Origin of the sequence: Stenotrophomonas sp. I18B00994, from assembly GCF_014145825.1 — a bacterium.
GTDB classification, from domain to species: domain Bacteria; phylum Pseudomonadota; class Gammaproteobacteria; order Xanthomonadales; family Xanthomonadaceae; genus Stenotrophomonas; species Stenotrophomonas maltophilia.
On sequence record NZ_JACIUW010000001.1, the window covers coordinates 244,750 to 259,735 of the forward strand.

Sequence of the window (14,986 nt, forward strand, 5' to 3'; positions counted from 1 at the left end):
AGGTCAACAATGACGAGCCACGAGAGCATTGCCGCAATCCAGGCAACCTATCCATCATTACGGGATCGGCACCCCTTGCTCATGGCAGCGGCCATTCTTCCCACCGCGCCAGTCAAAGAGGTGGCTCGTCTGGTCTTTGATCGAGCGCAACGGTTTCGCTCCTCAATAGCATTCTGGGCGCACCCGTTGTGCGGCAAGTCCTCCTGCATCTCTGCGCTGGAAAAGCTGGCCCCTACCCAGTACCCGGGAGCGGCTTTTGTGATCTACGAGCCTTCGTCCAAGGACGTGGCCGCTGAGGGTGCTCTGATCGAAGATATGCTCTCCGCAATCGACTTCGAACCACGTGCATTGCGTTCCCTCGCGGGAAAGCGCGATCAGTTGCTGCGAGCCCTCTATGCCATGTCAGTCGCTGGCAGACACCTTTTTCTGGTGATTGACGAAGCGCAGAACCTGCACGTCAAGGACCTGGGCTGGCTCAAGCGCATGGTGAACTGGCTGAACACGCATGAGGTAAAGGTTACTGTCGTACTGTTCGGTCAGAGTCAGTTGTGCACGATGCATCAACGCTTCATGGCCGAGATGCCAGATCTGACCATCAGGTTCATGGCGGAGCTTGTTGAGTTCAGAAGTCTGCAAGATGCAGCAGATCTGCACGTGGTCCTTAAGTCATGTGATGACGAGACTGAGTACCCCCGTGGATCGGGCTGGTCCTATACACAGTACTTGTGGCCAAATGCACATGCCAATGGATTCCGCTTGGCGCGCAGCGCCACAGATTTGTACGACGCGTTTCGCTCTCAGTCCGGAGGTGCAGTTGACCAAGAGGGAATCAGCATGCAATGGGTGGCTGAGGCCCTGATGTTGGTGGGGCAGGATAGTGAGGGCAGCGATGCTGAAGGGATGAATATTTCGCGGGAAGTTTGGGAGCGCGCCATCGTTGACTCAGGCTATCGGAGCAGGACGCCTGCCGTGCTGGCTGCAACGGCAATCGGGAGAGGCCGCGCACGGAGGTCGCCGTGATTGCATGGAGTCGAGCTCTGATCGATGCCTACTGTTCCTCGTGGACCGTCATCCAGACGCTGGAACTATTCAACGGCTTCGATGCCAAGTGGATGAATGGTCGCCAGGACTGGTGCCTTCTGCTTTCGCGCTCCACCGTGTATCTCTCGGAGCAGAGGCTTGACGAGCAGCGCCCGCCCAACTGTTCGGAGCAGCTGCGCGATGTTCAGTCAGTCCTGGGTGAGCGAATCAGATGGTTGGATGCTGAAGCTCTTCGTTACTGTCCAGCTTGCATCCAAGTTGGGAGACACTACCAGTATCAACAAGATGACCGATTTGTTCGCTGCGTCCTGCATCGAGTGAGATTGAAGACCGGCTGCCCGTCCTGTGGAATTGCTTTGGACACGAAAGGGACTCTGGTGCACGGATTCACATGTAAATCATGCGGGAGCACCTTGCTGGAGTCCGACGTTTCCGGTGAATTGACCGCTCGCAAGGCTGCGTCATACGCGCGAACCCTAGACAAATTGCACCAGTGGCTCAGGACCGCGAATGACTCGCTCGCCGGTTGCCAGAGGGCTCACAGCGGTCTAACGACAATACGCTGGAACGGGAATCACGCTGTGAGCAACGCAGGCAGTTACTGGTACGCACTGATCCAGCTCCCGAACACGATGGTACGCAACGCGCTGTTGCCAACACCAACCTCCTTCACGCAGCGGCCAAAGACCGCACTCTTGCTACCCCTTCCTGCCGATGATCACGAGACTGCCATCAGGCCGTACGAGGAGCTTCTTAGGTGCATTGCACGTCAAATTAGGCGCACCTATCTCAGGGGACACTCCAGCTGCCGAGTCCATGCCATGAGAACAGTAGGCGGCGGCCGCACTCAGCGAAACAGATGGGCTCCAGTGACTCTAAGGCCGCACCTATGCTGTAGAGGCCAGGCATACGCCGTATGGCTACTGCAGCGGCGCGAGGAGCTTCGCGAGATCTCCGAGCGGATGAGCGTGTCTCGCATGGATCGTCTCCTTGGGCATCGACGCTCTGAGGTCCCTATGCGGTTGCCAGATCTGCACGCAACGGCGTCCAGTTACATAAGCTCGTTTGAGGCGTGGATTGCAAACCTTGCCCGTCTACATTCACTGATCGACCGTTCCAACAGGCAATCGGTGCTGTATGAGCAATTCCGCTGTTCTCCGAACTGGGCGCTGCATCAGCCGGGTGCCAGCAAAAGCTGCCCTATTCACCTGCGTCTGGACCAACAGAAGAACCGTGCTTATTGCGACAGGGGCCGCGTTCGACAGGAGGATCTAGCGTATGTCATCGCTCTGGGGCGAGAAAGGGAGCGGATTCTCAAGCGGGTCGATAAGATGCGCGATGACCCCACGGACATCACGCCAGACATCCTTCTCTGAGTGTGCCAGGCGGCCCTGACGCTAGATCGCCGGCGGCTGCATGAAGAACCACGTTGCCGGTCGCGTCGTTCGATACTATCTGACGAGTAGGCGAACTGACTTTGAGATGCTCCAGTACCTCAATCTAAGGGCTGAGGGTCACTGGCAGAACTGACGGGAAACCCGCGCGCATTGCGTTACCACGCCAGCAACAGCGACCAATCCGCAAAACTGCGGCCATCAAGCATTCCTGGCATGCGGGCCTCAACGTCCAGCCAGGCCAAGCGGTGGTGACGCGGACCTCTCGTGAGGGAGGGGGGGGGCGTGCGCGTGGCATACTTTTGTACCGCAGGCGCCAGCGTGAGGAATCTACCTCATGCGCCCGATACTTCCCAAACCTGTTGAGTGCCCCCGTTGCTATTCGCGGGGCGTCAACGATCGACCTGCTCAGGTCAGTGGGATTTCATTCCCACGCGGTACGCTTTCAATCGACAACTGGCACAGAGGTTTGCTTGAGCGTGTTTAGCCAATCGTTTTGCAGGCTGGCGTGCGCTGTGCGCGGGGCGTGTTCCTCACTGACGGCGCGAGAGAGCTCCAGCAGCTCCTGCGCGAGCACCGCCGCGGCATCCAATTTGACCTGGGTGTCAAATACCCTGCGCGATCCATCTGGGGTCTGAAGCGTCTTCGCGTAAGCAGGATTGGCGACCAGATACACGAAGTAGTCGGTCGTTGCTGCGAGGATGCTGAGTTCCTTAACGATACCCGCCTGCAGAGTTCCAGCAGCAGCGTTCCACAGTGCAGAGGCAATGTCATAGCTGCTGATTTCAACTTTCTTTCCGTCGCTGATGGCGTCCGCCTTCAGTGTCTTGCAAAGCCTAATGGCCTTTTTAAGCCCGCCCCACGTTTCGTCATCACGTTCGCGCAGGCGTCGCAGATACAGGAAGGGCAGGTTGTGGATCAACTGACGCGCAGGCTTGTCGAGGATGTTGACGCCCCGGAAGTCCTCGGACTGTGTCCGCTGATACTCGGCGGTGTCATTCCATGAAGCTGGCACAACATCAACTTCGCGACGCAGAGATCCACCCGACAGCCGGATGGCCTTGGCACCTGTGCAGTCGACTTCCGCCGCCGGATAGGCGTCCTTCAGCGCCGCCTCCAGTCGGTGACGCAGATCGAGCAATGTATCGACGGCTGACGGCAGGTACGGGTTACGGTAGTGCCCAGCCAGCGCCAAGACCCCCGTCGCATCGTAGTGATGGAACCGCTGCTCCAGAACCAGGAAGTCGACATCACTGACGCCGCGGATATGAATGTTGCCCGGAACGGAGCCCTGCAGACGGAACGTACAGCTCAGCCCATCGCGGTCCAATCGCGTTGCAATTTGCGCTTGCACACGCTCGGCCTCGGCAACACTCAGGGCGGTGTAGCTGGCGGCTACTGCTTGCATGGCGCCCAGTGCATAGCGCGTATGGTACCCACTACTGCGTTTCTGATAGGTCTCGCTCAGGTGCGCGCGTGCCTCAAACCCGGAGGCGGAGTCGAAGATGACTGAGCTCCGATCGAAGCCATGGCGCCGCGCGTCAAGCGCACGCAAACGTTTGTTGATGTCCGCACTCATGGTGTCGTGGTTTCCTTTCGGGTCAGGGTGAGGGTTCCGTAGGTGTAGCGGCCGTGGCCGTTGAAGTACTCACCGGTGGCAGCGGTCAGGTCGGCGCGGAACAGCAGTTCTGCGCAGCCGCGATGCCCCTTGAGTTCAGGCTCGCCGATGCCCGGGTCGTTGCGATAGTTGTAGAGGACGCGGTAGCCATCTGTGCAGTCATAAATCAGCGCTGCCGACAGGCTTTTGGAGACGGACTGGCGCGTTCTGAGGCGAATCTGGATCTTGTCCCAGCTCTGTGCAATTTCGACCTCGCCTTCCCATGCCAGGAGGGGGCGATCGTCAGAAGCATGCAGGCTTTGCCCGTGGCAGACCCATGTGCCAGAAAGATTGGGAACGCGCAGCCACCTAGAAAGGTGCGGTATCCGCCACATCCACCGGTCAAAGAGCGCGTACAGCAGTAGATAGATCGAGCCGGCGGTGATCGGCCAGAGCACCAGTCGCGGCATTTCCACACCGAAATCCACAACCAATGCCACAACTAGGCCGGCCAAGGCGCTCACTGCCGCGGCCAGCCCGACAGAGGCCCCCATTACCCACTTGCCGACATTGGCACGGTTGAAGCCGCCCAAGACAGCGTACTCATGTTCCATAGACCGATCTCCGACGATGAGGGGAGCAGGGCACCGCGATTGCGAGTGCGAGGCGCCCGCACCCAACCGGGTGGGAAACGCCGCGAATGCCCCCCCGGTGCCAGAGCAGAGTCCGCTCAGGTGGCATGGGGGGGGGCTGCTATGGCGCAGATTCGAAAGGCTGCCGTCTTAGAACGGATCCGGCCCCAAGCCCGAACGCGCGCTTTCGTTCAGCACGGTGCCGTCGCGCCGCTTGATCGGGGCGCTCGGAGCGAGCTCTTTCAGACGCCGCGCTGCGCGCACCGCGTTGTACTCGCTCGCATACCCTTCCCCGGAGTCCGCAATCTTGCGACCGTTGCTGGCATAGAACGTCCACCGCCATTCGCCGGCGCGGTCCTGGTAAATCTCAATACGCATGAACACTTCTCCTCTTCTGGATGGAACGCGCCACGTCCTTCCCCCGCAGCCCGGAGGCAGCTCAAGGGTGGGTAGCGCGCTTTCGAAGCAGGGCCGCACATCACCCGCATACATACTATCCGTGTAGTTTGTATGCGTGTCAAGTTTCTGTACGGATGCTATCGTTAGACATCCCAAAACCGAGGCGTCCATGTCTTCAGAAACCCATTCGCTGCGTTGGGGGCAAGCGCGGCGTATAGCCTTCATCGATCTTCGATTGCAATACGACGGTCGCTTGAATCGCCGCGATCTCATTGATTTTTTTGGCATATCCGTCCCCCAGGCGTCCTCTGACCTAGCTGAGTACGTCAAGATCGCGCCAGGCAACATGGAGTACGACCCGAGTGCGCGGGCCTACCGTGCGCAGCCAGGCTTTCTGCCGGTCAGCGGCCGCGCGACGTCCAGCCAGTACCTATTCGAGTTGTATGGCCTGGAGCGCGGCCTGCTGACACGAGATGAGAGCTTCATCGGCTATGTGCCGTTGACCGGCATTGTCGGCACCCCTGCGCGCCCGATTGCGGCAACGGAGATCTCCACGTGGGTGCGAGCCATCCGCGACGGCGACAGGTTAGAGGGCCGTTACCAGTCCATGGACGAGGACGCGCCCCTCAGCCTGACCATCTCCCCGCATGCGCTTGGCTACGATGGCCTCAGATGGCACGTCCGGGCTTACTGCCACACCCGCTTAATGTTCCGGGATTTCGCCATCGGGCGCTTCGAGATCCACACGATCCATGCCGACTCCCCCGCAATCGATCCAAGCAACGACATTGGCTGGTTCACGGAGGTCGGGGTTCAGCTAATCCCGCACCCCGCGCTGACGCCCAACCAGCGGGCGGCGGTGGCCCGGGACTATGCGATGCAGGATGACGTGCTGATTCTTCCCTGCCGAAAAGCAATGCTGTTCTACACGCTGCGCCACCTGAATCTCGATTCGCTGGAGATTCACCCCGATGCGGCTCGGCAGCATGTCATCGTGGGGAACCCCGACGAAGTCGCCCAATGGATGCGCGAAGATCGTCAGGGCCTGTCTGTGGGCGGCTGAGCTAGGTCAAGGCATTGGTCAGATGCGTAGGCAAATGGCCTACGACCACCCTGCGATTGAGCTCATCGACGTAGCAGTAGATCCGCAGGCAGCGGAGCGGATCGTGGGCGTTACTACCTGCAACATGCATGTCCATGGTGTAGGTCGACCCGCCTACGATGCCTCGATACTCACCCAAGTGGCGGGCTGCAATAACACCAACGCCGGACAACCGCAGTCGATTCTCTTTCAGGAATTCCTCCCACTCGTCGCGCGCTTGGCGACGACTCGCTTCGTCGTCTGCCCAGCGTGATCGCCAGTAGCTTTCAGACAGTTGTTCCAGACAGGCATATATCAGCGCGGTCTCGCTATGGGCCACGCGGCTGGCAGAGCGGAGCGTTTTTTCCGGGAAGACCACCCGAGGCCGCAGCGAGATTGCCCACTCCGCGAGCCCCTCCAGTGTGGCCGGAGGTGCGGCCCGCTCTGTTGTCGGCTCATCAGTGGGAGCTGCAGATCCCAGCCGCAGTTGTGCGCTGTGCAGGCGCCGCTTGAGCTCGACTATCTCATCGGTCGTTGTTTGCAGATCGTGCAGGGCGGAGTCTCGGTCTGCGACCGCAGCGTTTCGCTCGTCTTCGGCCACTTGCAGCAACTCTTCATAGTCCCTGACTTCCCTGGAAATCAAAGCCCGAATGTCTTCAGCGGTTGGAACTGGCGGAGGAAGAACGGCGTCGTTGAGTGCCGAGTCTTTCCCGTTGCTCAACGCACGCAACCTGGCTTCGGCTATGGCGTTCCGAATGTCTCGAAACGCAGGAACCTCAGGGCGGTGCCGAGCTTGGAGAGTCAACTCACGTAGCTGCTCCAGTCCCTGTCCCTTGCTTATGTCGACGTGTGCCCTGGTACCGCCAGCCTTTTGAAACACATGGACCGTGCTCGGAGCCAGCGCACCGTAATGGGTAGCATATTGGGCCCACATCGCCGGCTCAACGACATACATTCTGGCCAGAGCCTGCAGCGGCTTGATCAGCTCAAAGCGAGCGGCTACTACCCACAGAGGTGCGTCGCGACCGCTGTCTTGGACGGCGGCAAGCAGGCGCGACATACCCTCCTCATCACGGACGAATGTAGGGGCTCCAGCGGGCGCACCAGCGATACCCAGCCCAGGCGAGCGGGCCCATTCACGGACAATAGCTGGAACCGTCCTAGAGGGTGCCGGAAGGGACACCAGGTCTCGTGCGCTTAGGCGAACGCCCACCATGCCGCCGACGCCCCCCATCCCCGCGAGGACAGTGGCCTCCATCCTCCACCACCGGGTTGGGTGAGTCGTGTCAGGGTGATCCAGCCGGAAAGCAAAGATGCCTTCACCCGATTCCAATTGAAGCGTGACGCCTTGGCGCTCAATCTCGTGTGCCCCTTCTCGCCATGTCTTGGGCAGGCTCAGTCCCATTCGAGCCTCTAGCCAACTGAGAGCCGACGTCACCGCATCGAGATGGGCCGACTCTTTGTCCACCAAGGCCCACTCGGAAGCCAACAGTGCGTGGTCTGACAAATCAAAGCGCAGGACGCGCTGTGAATTGCCAAACTTAACCGCGCCCACCCGTCTGCGAGACTGAGCGTTGCTTGCTCGCGGCACTGCCATGACAGGCGCAGCAGCATTCGCCTCGATCACAAGATCAACCGCTTCAATGCCCTCGATCTCTACCGCTGCACTCGGCGGAGGCGGCCTGTCTCGCGCAATCAAAGGAACGGGGTGCCGCGTCAGCAGCCCATCGATCGTTGCGCGGAAAGCTGCTCGGAGTGGGGCCGCGGGACTTGGAGCCCGCCGCTTCGAAAGCGACGATACCAGTTCAGGAATAGCAGCCGCGACGCGCGATTGCTCCACCTTAGGCAGAGATCGCCAGCACTCTCGGGCGAGCCGTATCCATTTCTGCGCGAGCGCAGGCCGATCATTCGCCCACTGCCTGGCTGCAAAAGCGGCGCCGAAGATCCGCGTTAAAGATCGCTCCAAGCTTGCGTCCGCTTGACCGGAGGGGCCAATATCCGAGGAAGCCAGCCAAAGCGCGATGGGGAGCGGAGATTTGCCGTGACGCGCCGAGTCGGTGACCACTTCCCATAGCCAACCCGGATCGATGGTGTCGTCACCGAAACTCAGGCCACTAGCATGACGGGCGCAAGCCTCGAGATTGTCTAGAAACAAGACATCGACAAATCCCTCTGCCGATTCGACATTGCTGGGGCCCAGCACGACCACTTGAAGGCCGGACTGAACGTCGATCGCCAGTCTGCTGCCGTGACTATCTGCGTACGTTCGCTGGAGCTCAAAATCTCCGTCGGCCTTGGCGATTGAATCGGCGCCGAGCTGCAGCGCACTTTCAAGTGAGCGCGATGTCGCATCTGTGGCAGCTTGCGCTTCCGCCGGCTTACCAGACCATAGCTCGATCTCACCGCTCTCTGCGGGAGGAGGGAGGGCGTCTCCTAAATCGGAGGAGGCCTCGATCTGAGCCTGAATCCAGGCCTCTACCTCAGCAGTTGCGCTCCTGAACATGTGGCCTTCACACATTGCGCGGACACACCAGGCGAAGGCCGCCGGGCTGGCATAGGCAGTGCCGTTGATGCCACGAAAGTGGGCCGCCAGAATGGAAATGCCATAGCGATTGCCCTTGAGGGCCAATTGCCTGGCGACCTCAAGATGCTCACTAAGTGTTAGGCGAACAGCTTGGCGAGCCGTGACTAAACTGGCCGATGAGGTGCGGTAGACGCGTCCATCCTCTTCGTCGGCGACGAGCACGGTGTGATCACTCAGCGTGCCCAAAACCACTGCAGTTCGCAGCGATCTGCGCAAACCGACATGTCGGCCAGCCCTAGGGTGGGGGCCTTGATGGTAGCCATAGAGCGGGAGAACCAATCCGACCGTCTGTTCGTCCGGCGCGAGCTTCGCCTGTTCCGGCGCGGCTGCAGTCTTGCCACAGCTCTCATCTGCTTCCTGCATATCAGCGCAACCCACACTTCCCCCAAAAATGTGACCGACGCCCCATCATACCTGCCACGACACGGCGCAACACGCTTGGGATCATTGCAATGGCGATGGCAGGACAGTGCATAGCGCCAGAGTTGCCTCAATGGGCCGCCCAGCTACGGCCAGTTAAACGTCGTCCAACAGGCGTGCCGCTGGATTGCATTGCGCTCCACCCGATTGGTAGTAGCCGGTTACGCTCGCAACGGAGCGATGATCGGTCATGGCCATCAGCGCAGGCAGTGCCACGCCCTGCCTGGCGCCCTCGGTAACGAAGCCCGAGCGCAGGCTATGCCCGCCGAAGTCTCCGTCTAGACCGGCCTGCTTAGCGCGGCGCTGGATGATCAGTGCAATGGCGCGATCACTCAGTGCCGGACCCACCCGCGTCCCCCACACGCGACGGAACAGCGCCCCTTCGGTGAGCTTGGCCGCCTCCAGCCAGGCCTGCAATGCCACGGCGGCCGCGCCCACGAGCGGCTTATCGGGGCTGCCGCCGACCTTGGGGCCATCCTGCAGCGTCTTGCCCTGATCCAGCCGATAGACGAATCCGCCCTCGGGCAGCGGGCGCAGGTGCGCCAACGTCGCCGCGGCGACTTCGCTGCGACGGCGGCCGCCGCTGGCAAAGGCAAAGCAGAGCAGGGCGCGGTCACGCTGGCCGGCCAGGTCGTTTCCGCAGGTGGCCAGCAGCGCCTGCAACTCGATCCGGGTAATGGCCGCCTTCTTCTGCGGGCGTTCGCCACGCTTGTGCGCGCTGCGGCGGGCGCTGGCCAGCAGCTGACGCACCTCGGCGCTGTCGATGGGATTGGCCAGTTGCTGCAGTTGGTGGACCTTGCTCAGCACCGAGACGCGATGGGTGAGGGTGGCCAATCGCCAGGGTCCGGGGCGGCTCTTCAATCGGGCCGCCACCAGCGCCTTGTCCAGTGCGGCCGGCAACTCCCAGCGCACGCCCTCAGCGGTGTCGCGGGCCACGTGGTCGACGATGAATTGCACCACCGTTGCCGCCGGCAGCGGCAGCTGCAGCGGCCGGCCGTAACGACCCTGGCACCAACCGGCCCAGTAGCGCAGCGCGGTGCGGTAGCTGCGGGTGGTGTTGGCGCTGCGCGCAGCAGCCAAAATCTGCTCAGCGGCGGTGGCGGCCTGAGCCGACAACCGGGACGGGTCGGGCAGGGTGGGGAGCTGATCGACGGTCAATGAAGTGACGACTTTCATATGTACTATGTGATCCTCACTACAGATTCGGTGTCGTTGTTCCGATAATTCTACATTATCGGAAGTAGCGGCCCCCACCCGCCGTTTCATTGACCGGAGACTCCCATGGCCCGCGGCCTGACCGAACTGGATGTCCATAACGCCGCCGATGACCTCGTCGCCGGCGGCGAGCGCCCCACGGTGGAGCGCATCCGCGCCCACCTGGGCACCGGCTCGCCCAATACCGTGACCCGTCACTTGGACACCTGGTGGTCAAGCGTGGGAACACGCCTGCGCCAACGCGCCCGCGAGGCGGCCCAACCCGACGTGCCGGCCGCGGTGCTGACCCTGGCCCAGCGCTGCTGGGCCGCCGCCCTGGAAGGGGCGGGGGAGCATGCCCGAGCGGCGCTGAGCACGGAGCAGGCGGCGCTCGAAGACGAGCGCGATCGCCTGGCGGCGGAGCGCGCGAGCCGTGCGCAGGAGCAGCAGGACATGCGGGTAGCGCTCGCGGCCGCGACGGCAGCGCAGACCAGCATCGACCTGCTGCGCACCCAGCTCGCCGAGGCCGCCGCGCAGGCGCAGGAGCTGCGCGCCCAGCGCGATGGCGCCCATGCCCGCCAGGAACGGCTGGAAGCGCAGCTGGCCGAGCTGCACCAGGAGAAGGACCAACTGCAAGTGACCCATCAGCGCGAACGGCAGGAGTGGACTGAGCACGCCCGCAGCACCGAAGATCGCCTCAACGCGGAAGTCGACCGCCTGCGGATCAAGGCACGCCAGCTGACCCAGCAGGTGCACAAGCACACGCAACTGGCCCAGCACCTCCGCGAGCGCGAGCAAGTGCAAGAGCAGGAGCGTCGGCAGGAGCAGCAGGCGGCCGCCGCGGCGCTCACCGCCCAGACATTGCGCGCCGAGCAGTCGGCCGCCCAACTGGCACCACTGCGGGAGCTGGTGGCTACCCTCCAGCAGGCGGCACGGCGCCCCGCGACGACCGGCCGCACGCGCAAGCCCAGGGAAACCGGCGCTGTCGCCGCCACCGCGCGGCCGGCTCGCCGCGCGAGGCCCCGGCCATGACCCCGGCCGGCACCGTCCAGCTGGACCTGCCCCGGATCACCGCGACGCTCCAACGCGGAGTCCGACGGGTCGCGGCCTTCATGTCGTTGGGCTTGAATGCCGCCCGCAGCGCCACGCCGGCGTCACTGGAGCTGGCCCCGGCCGACACCCGCTACCATTTCATCCCCACCAACTTGAGCCACGAGGCCGTCGCCCACATTGCCGACGAGTTCCAGCTGTGGATCCTGACCAACGGGGTGCGCGAACTGTGTGCGTTCCTGGAGCGCTACCTGCACGATCTCTACCTGGCCGCGGCGCTGATCAGCCTCAGTCAGGGCGGCCGCCTGCCGCCGGACGCCCCGGTGCCCACGGTCCCCACGGCGTTCGAACACACGGGGATTGGGCGCAAGCTGGAATTGCTGCGGGAGACCTTCGGTATCGATGCCCCCCCATAGCGATTGCCTGTCCACCTTCTGGGATGCACGCAACTGCCTGGTCCACCGGCTGGGGCTGGTCGGCCCTAAAGATCTCGTTGGCGGACGTGAGCACCTGTTGGTGAAATGGATTGGCCTCGATCTGTGGCTGCACCCCGTGGGCGGGGAGCCCCAGCTGATGCCGCTGGATCTGGGGGAGGGTATCTTCCTCAGGGACGGCGGCGAGGTGCAGGCGCGGACCGTCGAGCGTCTCCTGACCTTCGAGCTGGGGCACCAGGTGGGCTTCACTGCCCACCAGCTATCGGAGATGCTGGTCACCGCCCTGGGGCAATGCGAGGCACTGATGCAGAGCCTGCACGCATTGGCCGCATCCAAAGGCTTGCTGGACAACCCACCACCAGCCACGTCCGCGTCATCCGACTCCGGCAGCCCCGCCCCGCGCGCCGGTACCACGATCCATGAGGGAGAGCAACGTGAGTAGTGCAGGGACCTCCTCGGCCGCCGATCACGCCGACCCGCCTCCGGGTCCTGCGCCGCCGGCGGCGCGGCGGCGGTCGCTGCTGCAGATGCCCTTCTGCGCCGACTGGCTGGCCGACGGCGCCTGGGAGCAGCTCATCGCCGACGTAGACTGGAGCAGCGATGGATGGCGCTTGGCACAGACCCTGGCGGCCATCGCGCACCAGCAGGAATCCACCGGCGACCGCACCACGGCGGCGCTGCTGCGGCTGCTTGCGTGCCTGGCGTCCATGCACCTGCAGGTGGGCGGCGATGAGCTGCTGACCCCGCGCTACATCACCCCGGAGCGCTGGAGCGCTGGACTGCGCGACATGGACGCCAACGACTGCGCCGCCGTGATGGCAATCGCCCGGACCACCCAGCTGACCTGGATCCGGGCGCGCTGTGCGGAGGTGGTGTTGGCCTCGCCTCATGCCCAAGGGCGCGAACGTCACGCGTTGGCCGCGCTTGGGGCTGACGCCTACCTGCAGCTGGTGCGCGAGGCTGAGGCGACGACCGCGGACGTGGAAATCCACACCGTCACCCACCTGCGCCGGGCCTTGGCCCTGGGCTGGCCGGCAAAGAAGAAGGATGTCGCGTTCCAGCAGCAAGTCTGGCGCTCCTTCATGGCCCTGTTCCGTCGCACTTTGCGCGGCCCCTTCCCGGGCATGGCCGATGGTTACGTGACCGAGCTGCTCGACCGTCCGTCCGATCATGCGCGGGAAGCGGCCGAACTGCTGGAGACGACGGCGCGTGCGACCGCGCCAACCGAGGACATTGATAGCGAGATCCAACACCGGCTGTTCAGCCTGGCGCGGCGGTTGTGGGAGTCGGAGCGCGAACTCGCACGCGCTCGCGCCGCAGGCCGACACGCTGCGGAAGCGCTCGTTGCACGCGCCGGCAACGTCGCAAGTGCCGCCGTGAAGGCGGCCTGGCTTGCCCAGGCCATCGCCGAGCTGAGGCGCTACCACGGCGATGCCGAGCGGGTGCAGCGGCTGCAAAGCGAGCTCGCTGATGTCCGGCTGCGTATCGCCGACGAGGTGGGCGAGATCCAGCTACAGGTCGATGTCAGGCACATTCACGAATGGGCGCAAGAACACGTGGCCTCGGCCGATTACCAACTGGCTCTGCTGAAGATTGCCTTCGCGGCACTGGACCATCCGGACCCCGAACGGGAGCGCCAGCGCGCCATCGCGGAGAAGCGCGGGGAGTTCTTCGGATCCTTCTTTGGCAGCACCCACCTGGATGCGGAGGGAGCCCCCATCCGATCCCAAGGGCCCTTCGACGCAAACGACCCAGTACATGTGGAGGCGGCCGCCATCGAGCGCTTGTGCGACGAGCGCTACCCTCGCGTGCTGGCGCCATTGATCGACATCGCCCTGCGGACGCTGTCCGAGCGGTTCAGCAGCGCGTTCGATGACGTGCTTTCTCTCGTTCGGTACAGTCCGGCGACCCCGCACGGCCACGCCTGGCAGATTGCCCGCGGGCTGTACGCCGGACTACAGTTCCGCTGGATTGATGCGGCAATCAATCTCATTCCGATGGTCGAGGCCTTCGTCCGCGCCGACCTCAAGCGCCACGGCATCGACACGCGGGTCGCGAACGAGCTTGACGGGGAGAACGAGCGGTCATTGACCCTGCTGCTGGAGTTGGATGCTCAGCGCGGCATTCTGCCCGCCGGCATGAACTTCGAGTTGAAAGCCCTGATGACGCATCCCGCCGGTGCCAATCTGCGCAATCGGTATGCTCATGGCTTGATGTCGGATAGAGAGCTGAGCAGCCCTGCGGCCATGGCCGTGTGGTGGCTCATGCTACGGATCGTGCTCAGGCCATTTTGTGAGCTAGCTGAGCCCAAGCAGGCAATGGACGGCGAGGCGGGCGCCACCTAGATGAAGCGCCACAGCAAGGCCGACAATGGGTCGGCGTTCACGAGTCTTCGCTAGAGCCAGCGGCCTGCGGTCTGCTGCTGGAATATCCGCAGTGCAAGCTCATAGTTGATACAGGTCTGCCCGCTGTAGGGTGCGACCTTGACGAACAGTGCCAGTTCTTGCGGCGAGAACGACCAGCTCTCGGGGAGACGCAACTTTCGTTTAGCAGCCCCATCGGCGCTGTTGCAATCACCACAGATCAACGTATCCGGAAAGCGCCCGTCACCATGGCAATGATGCTCCGCCATGGTAATGCTGAATCCCATGCCATACGCATCGCCGAACCTGGCGCGCCACGAGGGCCCACGGATCTCCGTCCAGCGGATCAGCTGCTGCGCGGTCCGACCACAGCAGGGGCAGCGCCAGCCGCTGTCGACGGCGTCGCGGTACTTGCGCGCACAATGCATCCCAGTGAATGCCGCAATGTCATCTGCAGTCGGAATACGCGAGTACTTCGCTGATTTTGTCATTGCGATTACGCCACCATACGATCCAAGGGCAAGGGTACAACGCATCGGCACCCCCCGCGGGCGCACAGGATGATGCGAGGGCTCCGTCGTGGCGACACCGCAAATCGTGGCCTGCTTTGAGTCAAGAAGGCGCTCCCCATTCCAATAGCGTGCCCCAGCGCCTGGCTCCGGCCGCCTTGCCATCTGCCACTCGAGCTCGCGATGACTACCGGCGACTGGCGGGCTCGCGGGCTGGCGGTTGGAATTTGAGATGAAGTATAGACGCGCCGCAGGGAAGAACGAGCCCACCGCGTCCCGGCAGAGCGC

12 protein-coding genes are annotated in these 14,986 nt (G+C 63.0%); 6 read left to right on the forward strand and 6 right to left on the reverse strand.

What is annotated here, in order from left to right:
- The first annotated feature begins 9 nt into the window (after nt 1–9).
- Nucleotides 10–1,020: an ATP-binding protein gene (locus H4O10_RS01170; RefSeq protein ID WP_012480243.1), complete on the forward strand. Its 1,011-nt coding sequence runs from the start codon at nt 10–12 to the stop codon at nt 1,018–1,020.
- Between the two features lie 1,860 nt (nt 1,021–2,880).
- Here H4O10_RS01170 and H4O10_RS01175 read toward each other — a convergent pair.
- From H4O10_RS01175 to H4O10_RS22155, 3 genes are all read right to left on the reverse strand, one after another.
- Nucleotides 2,881–4,014, reverse strand: a complete 1,134-nt coding sequence (locus H4O10_RS01175; protein WP_049441530.1) for a hypothetical protein — start codon at nt 4,012–4,014, stop codon at nt 2,881–2,883.
- Complete coding sequence (locus H4O10_RS01180; protein WP_099596231.1) at nt 4,011–4,646, reverse strand: hypothetical protein; 636 nt, start codon at nt 4,644–4,646, stop codon at nt 4,011–4,013. The genes H4O10_RS01175 and H4O10_RS01180 overlap by 4 nt, the downstream gene beginning before the upstream one ends.
- Nucleotides 4,647–4,814: 168 nt before the next feature.
- Nucleotides 4,815–5,042 (reverse strand): DUF1508 domain-containing protein, encoded by a 228-nt coding sequence (locus H4O10_RS22155; protein ID WP_049886009.1) that lies wholly within the window; start codon nt 5,040–5,042, stop codon nt 4,815–4,817.
- Nucleotides 5,043–5,232: 190 nt separating this feature from the next.
- Between H4O10_RS22155 and H4O10_RS01190 the strand changes: the two genes are divergently transcribed.
- Nucleotides 5,233–6,126, forward strand: a complete 894-nt coding sequence (locus tag H4O10_RS01190) for a WYL domain-containing protein (RefSeq protein WP_044570182.1) — start codon at nt 5,233–5,235, stop codon at nt 6,124–6,126.
- Between the two features lies 1 nt (nt 6,127).
- Here the strand turns inward: H4O10_RS01190 and H4O10_RS01195 are convergent, their stop codons facing one another.
- Complete coding sequence (locus H4O10_RS01195) at nt 6,128–9,091, reverse strand: hypothetical protein (RefSeq protein ID WP_012480239.1); 2,964 nt, start codon at nt 9,089–9,091, stop codon at nt 6,128–6,130.
- Nucleotides 9,092–9,244: 153 nt separating this feature from the next.
- Nucleotides 9,245–10,324, reverse strand: coding sequence for a site-specific integrase (locus H4O10_RS01200; RefSeq protein WP_044570177.1), 1,080 nt, complete (start codon nt 10,322–10,324; stop codon nt 9,245–9,247).
- 105 nt (nt 10,325–10,429) lie between these two features.
- Here H4O10_RS01200 and H4O10_RS01205 point away from each other — a divergent pair, with 105 nt between their 5' ends.
- The 4 genes from H4O10_RS01205 to H4O10_RS01220 are packed head-to-tail and all read left to right on the forward strand — an operon-like array spanning nt 10,430 to nt 14,171.
- Nucleotides 10,430–11,374: a DNA-binding protein gene (locus tag H4O10_RS01205; protein WP_012480237.1), complete on the forward strand. Its 945-nt coding sequence runs from the start codon at nt 10,430–10,432 to the stop codon at nt 11,372–11,374.
- On the forward strand, nt 11,371–11,808 hold the full coding sequence (locus tag H4O10_RS01210; RefSeq protein WP_012480236.1) for a hypothetical protein: 438 nt from the start codon (nt 11,371–11,373) through the stop codon (nt 11,806–11,808). The genes H4O10_RS01205 and H4O10_RS01210 overlap by 4 nt, the downstream gene beginning before the upstream one ends.
- Nucleotides 11,795–12,268, forward strand: coding sequence for a hypothetical protein (locus H4O10_RS01215; protein WP_012480235.1), 474 nt, complete (start codon nt 11,795–11,797; stop codon nt 12,266–12,268). Before H4O10_RS01210 ends, H4O10_RS01215 begins: the two co-directional genes overlap by 14 nt.
- On the forward strand, nt 12,246–14,171 hold the full coding sequence (locus tag H4O10_RS01220; RefSeq protein ID WP_012480234.1) for a DUF4209 domain-containing protein: 1,926 nt from the start codon (nt 12,246–12,248) through the stop codon (nt 14,169–14,171). The genes H4O10_RS01215 and H4O10_RS01220 overlap by 23 nt, the downstream gene beginning before the upstream one ends.
- A 50-nt stretch (nt 14,172–14,221) precedes the next feature.
- On the opposite strand, the gene H4O10_RS01225 is transcribed toward H4O10_RS01220, so the two are convergent.
- Nucleotides 14,222–14,680: a hypothetical protein gene (locus H4O10_RS01225; RefSeq protein ID WP_012480233.1), complete on the reverse strand. Its 459-nt coding sequence runs from the start codon at nt 14,678–14,680 to the stop codon at nt 14,222–14,224.
- Between the last annotated feature and the right edge of the window lie 306 nt (nt 14,681–14,986).

Coding starts and splice junctions, on each gene's coding strand:
- H4O10_RS01200 (WP_044570177.1), bottom strand. CDS start 10,324: ATGAAAGTCGTCACTTCATTGACCGTCGATCAGCTCCCCACCCTGCCC.
- H4O10_RS01205 (WP_012480237.1), top strand. CDS start 10,430: ATGGCCCGCGGCCTGACCGAACTGGATGTCCATAACGCCGCCGATGAC.
- H4O10_RS01220 (WP_012480234.1), top strand. CDS start 12,246: ATGAGGGAGAGCAACGTGAGTAGTGCAGGGACCTCCTCGGCCGCCGAT.
- H4O10_RS01180 (WP_099596231.1), bottom strand. CDS start 4,646: ATGGAACATGAGTACGCTGTCTTGGGCGGCTTCAACCGTGCCAATGTC.
- H4O10_RS01170 (WP_012480243.1), top strand. CDS start 10: ATGACGAGCCACGAGAGCATTGCCGCAATCCAGGCAACCTATCCATCA.
- H4O10_RS01190 (WP_044570182.1), top strand. CDS start 5,233: ATGTCTTCAGAAACCCATTCGCTGCGTTGGGGGCAAGCGCGGCGTATA.
- H4O10_RS01195 (WP_012480239.1), bottom strand. CDS start 9,091: ATGCAGGAAGCAGATGAGAGCTGTGGCAAGACTGCAGCCGCGCCGGAA.
- H4O10_RS01225 (WP_012480233.1), bottom strand. CDS start 14,680: ATGACAAAATCAGCGAAGTACTCGCGTATTCCGACTGCAGATGACATT.
- H4O10_RS01175 (WP_049441530.1), bottom strand. CDS start 4,014: ATGAGTGCGGACATCAACAAACGTTTGCGTGCGCTTGACGCGCGGCGC.
- H4O10_RS01215 (WP_012480235.1), top strand. CDS start 11,795: ATGCCCCCCCATAGCGATTGCCTGTCCACCTTCTGGGATGCACGCAAC.
- H4O10_RS01210 (WP_012480236.1), top strand. CDS start 11,371: ATGACCCCGGCCGGCACCGTCCAGCTGGACCTGCCCCGGATCACCGCG.
- H4O10_RS22155 (WP_049886009.1), bottom strand. CDS start 5,042: ATGCGTATTGAGATTTACCAGGACCGCGCCGGCGAATGGCGGTGGACG.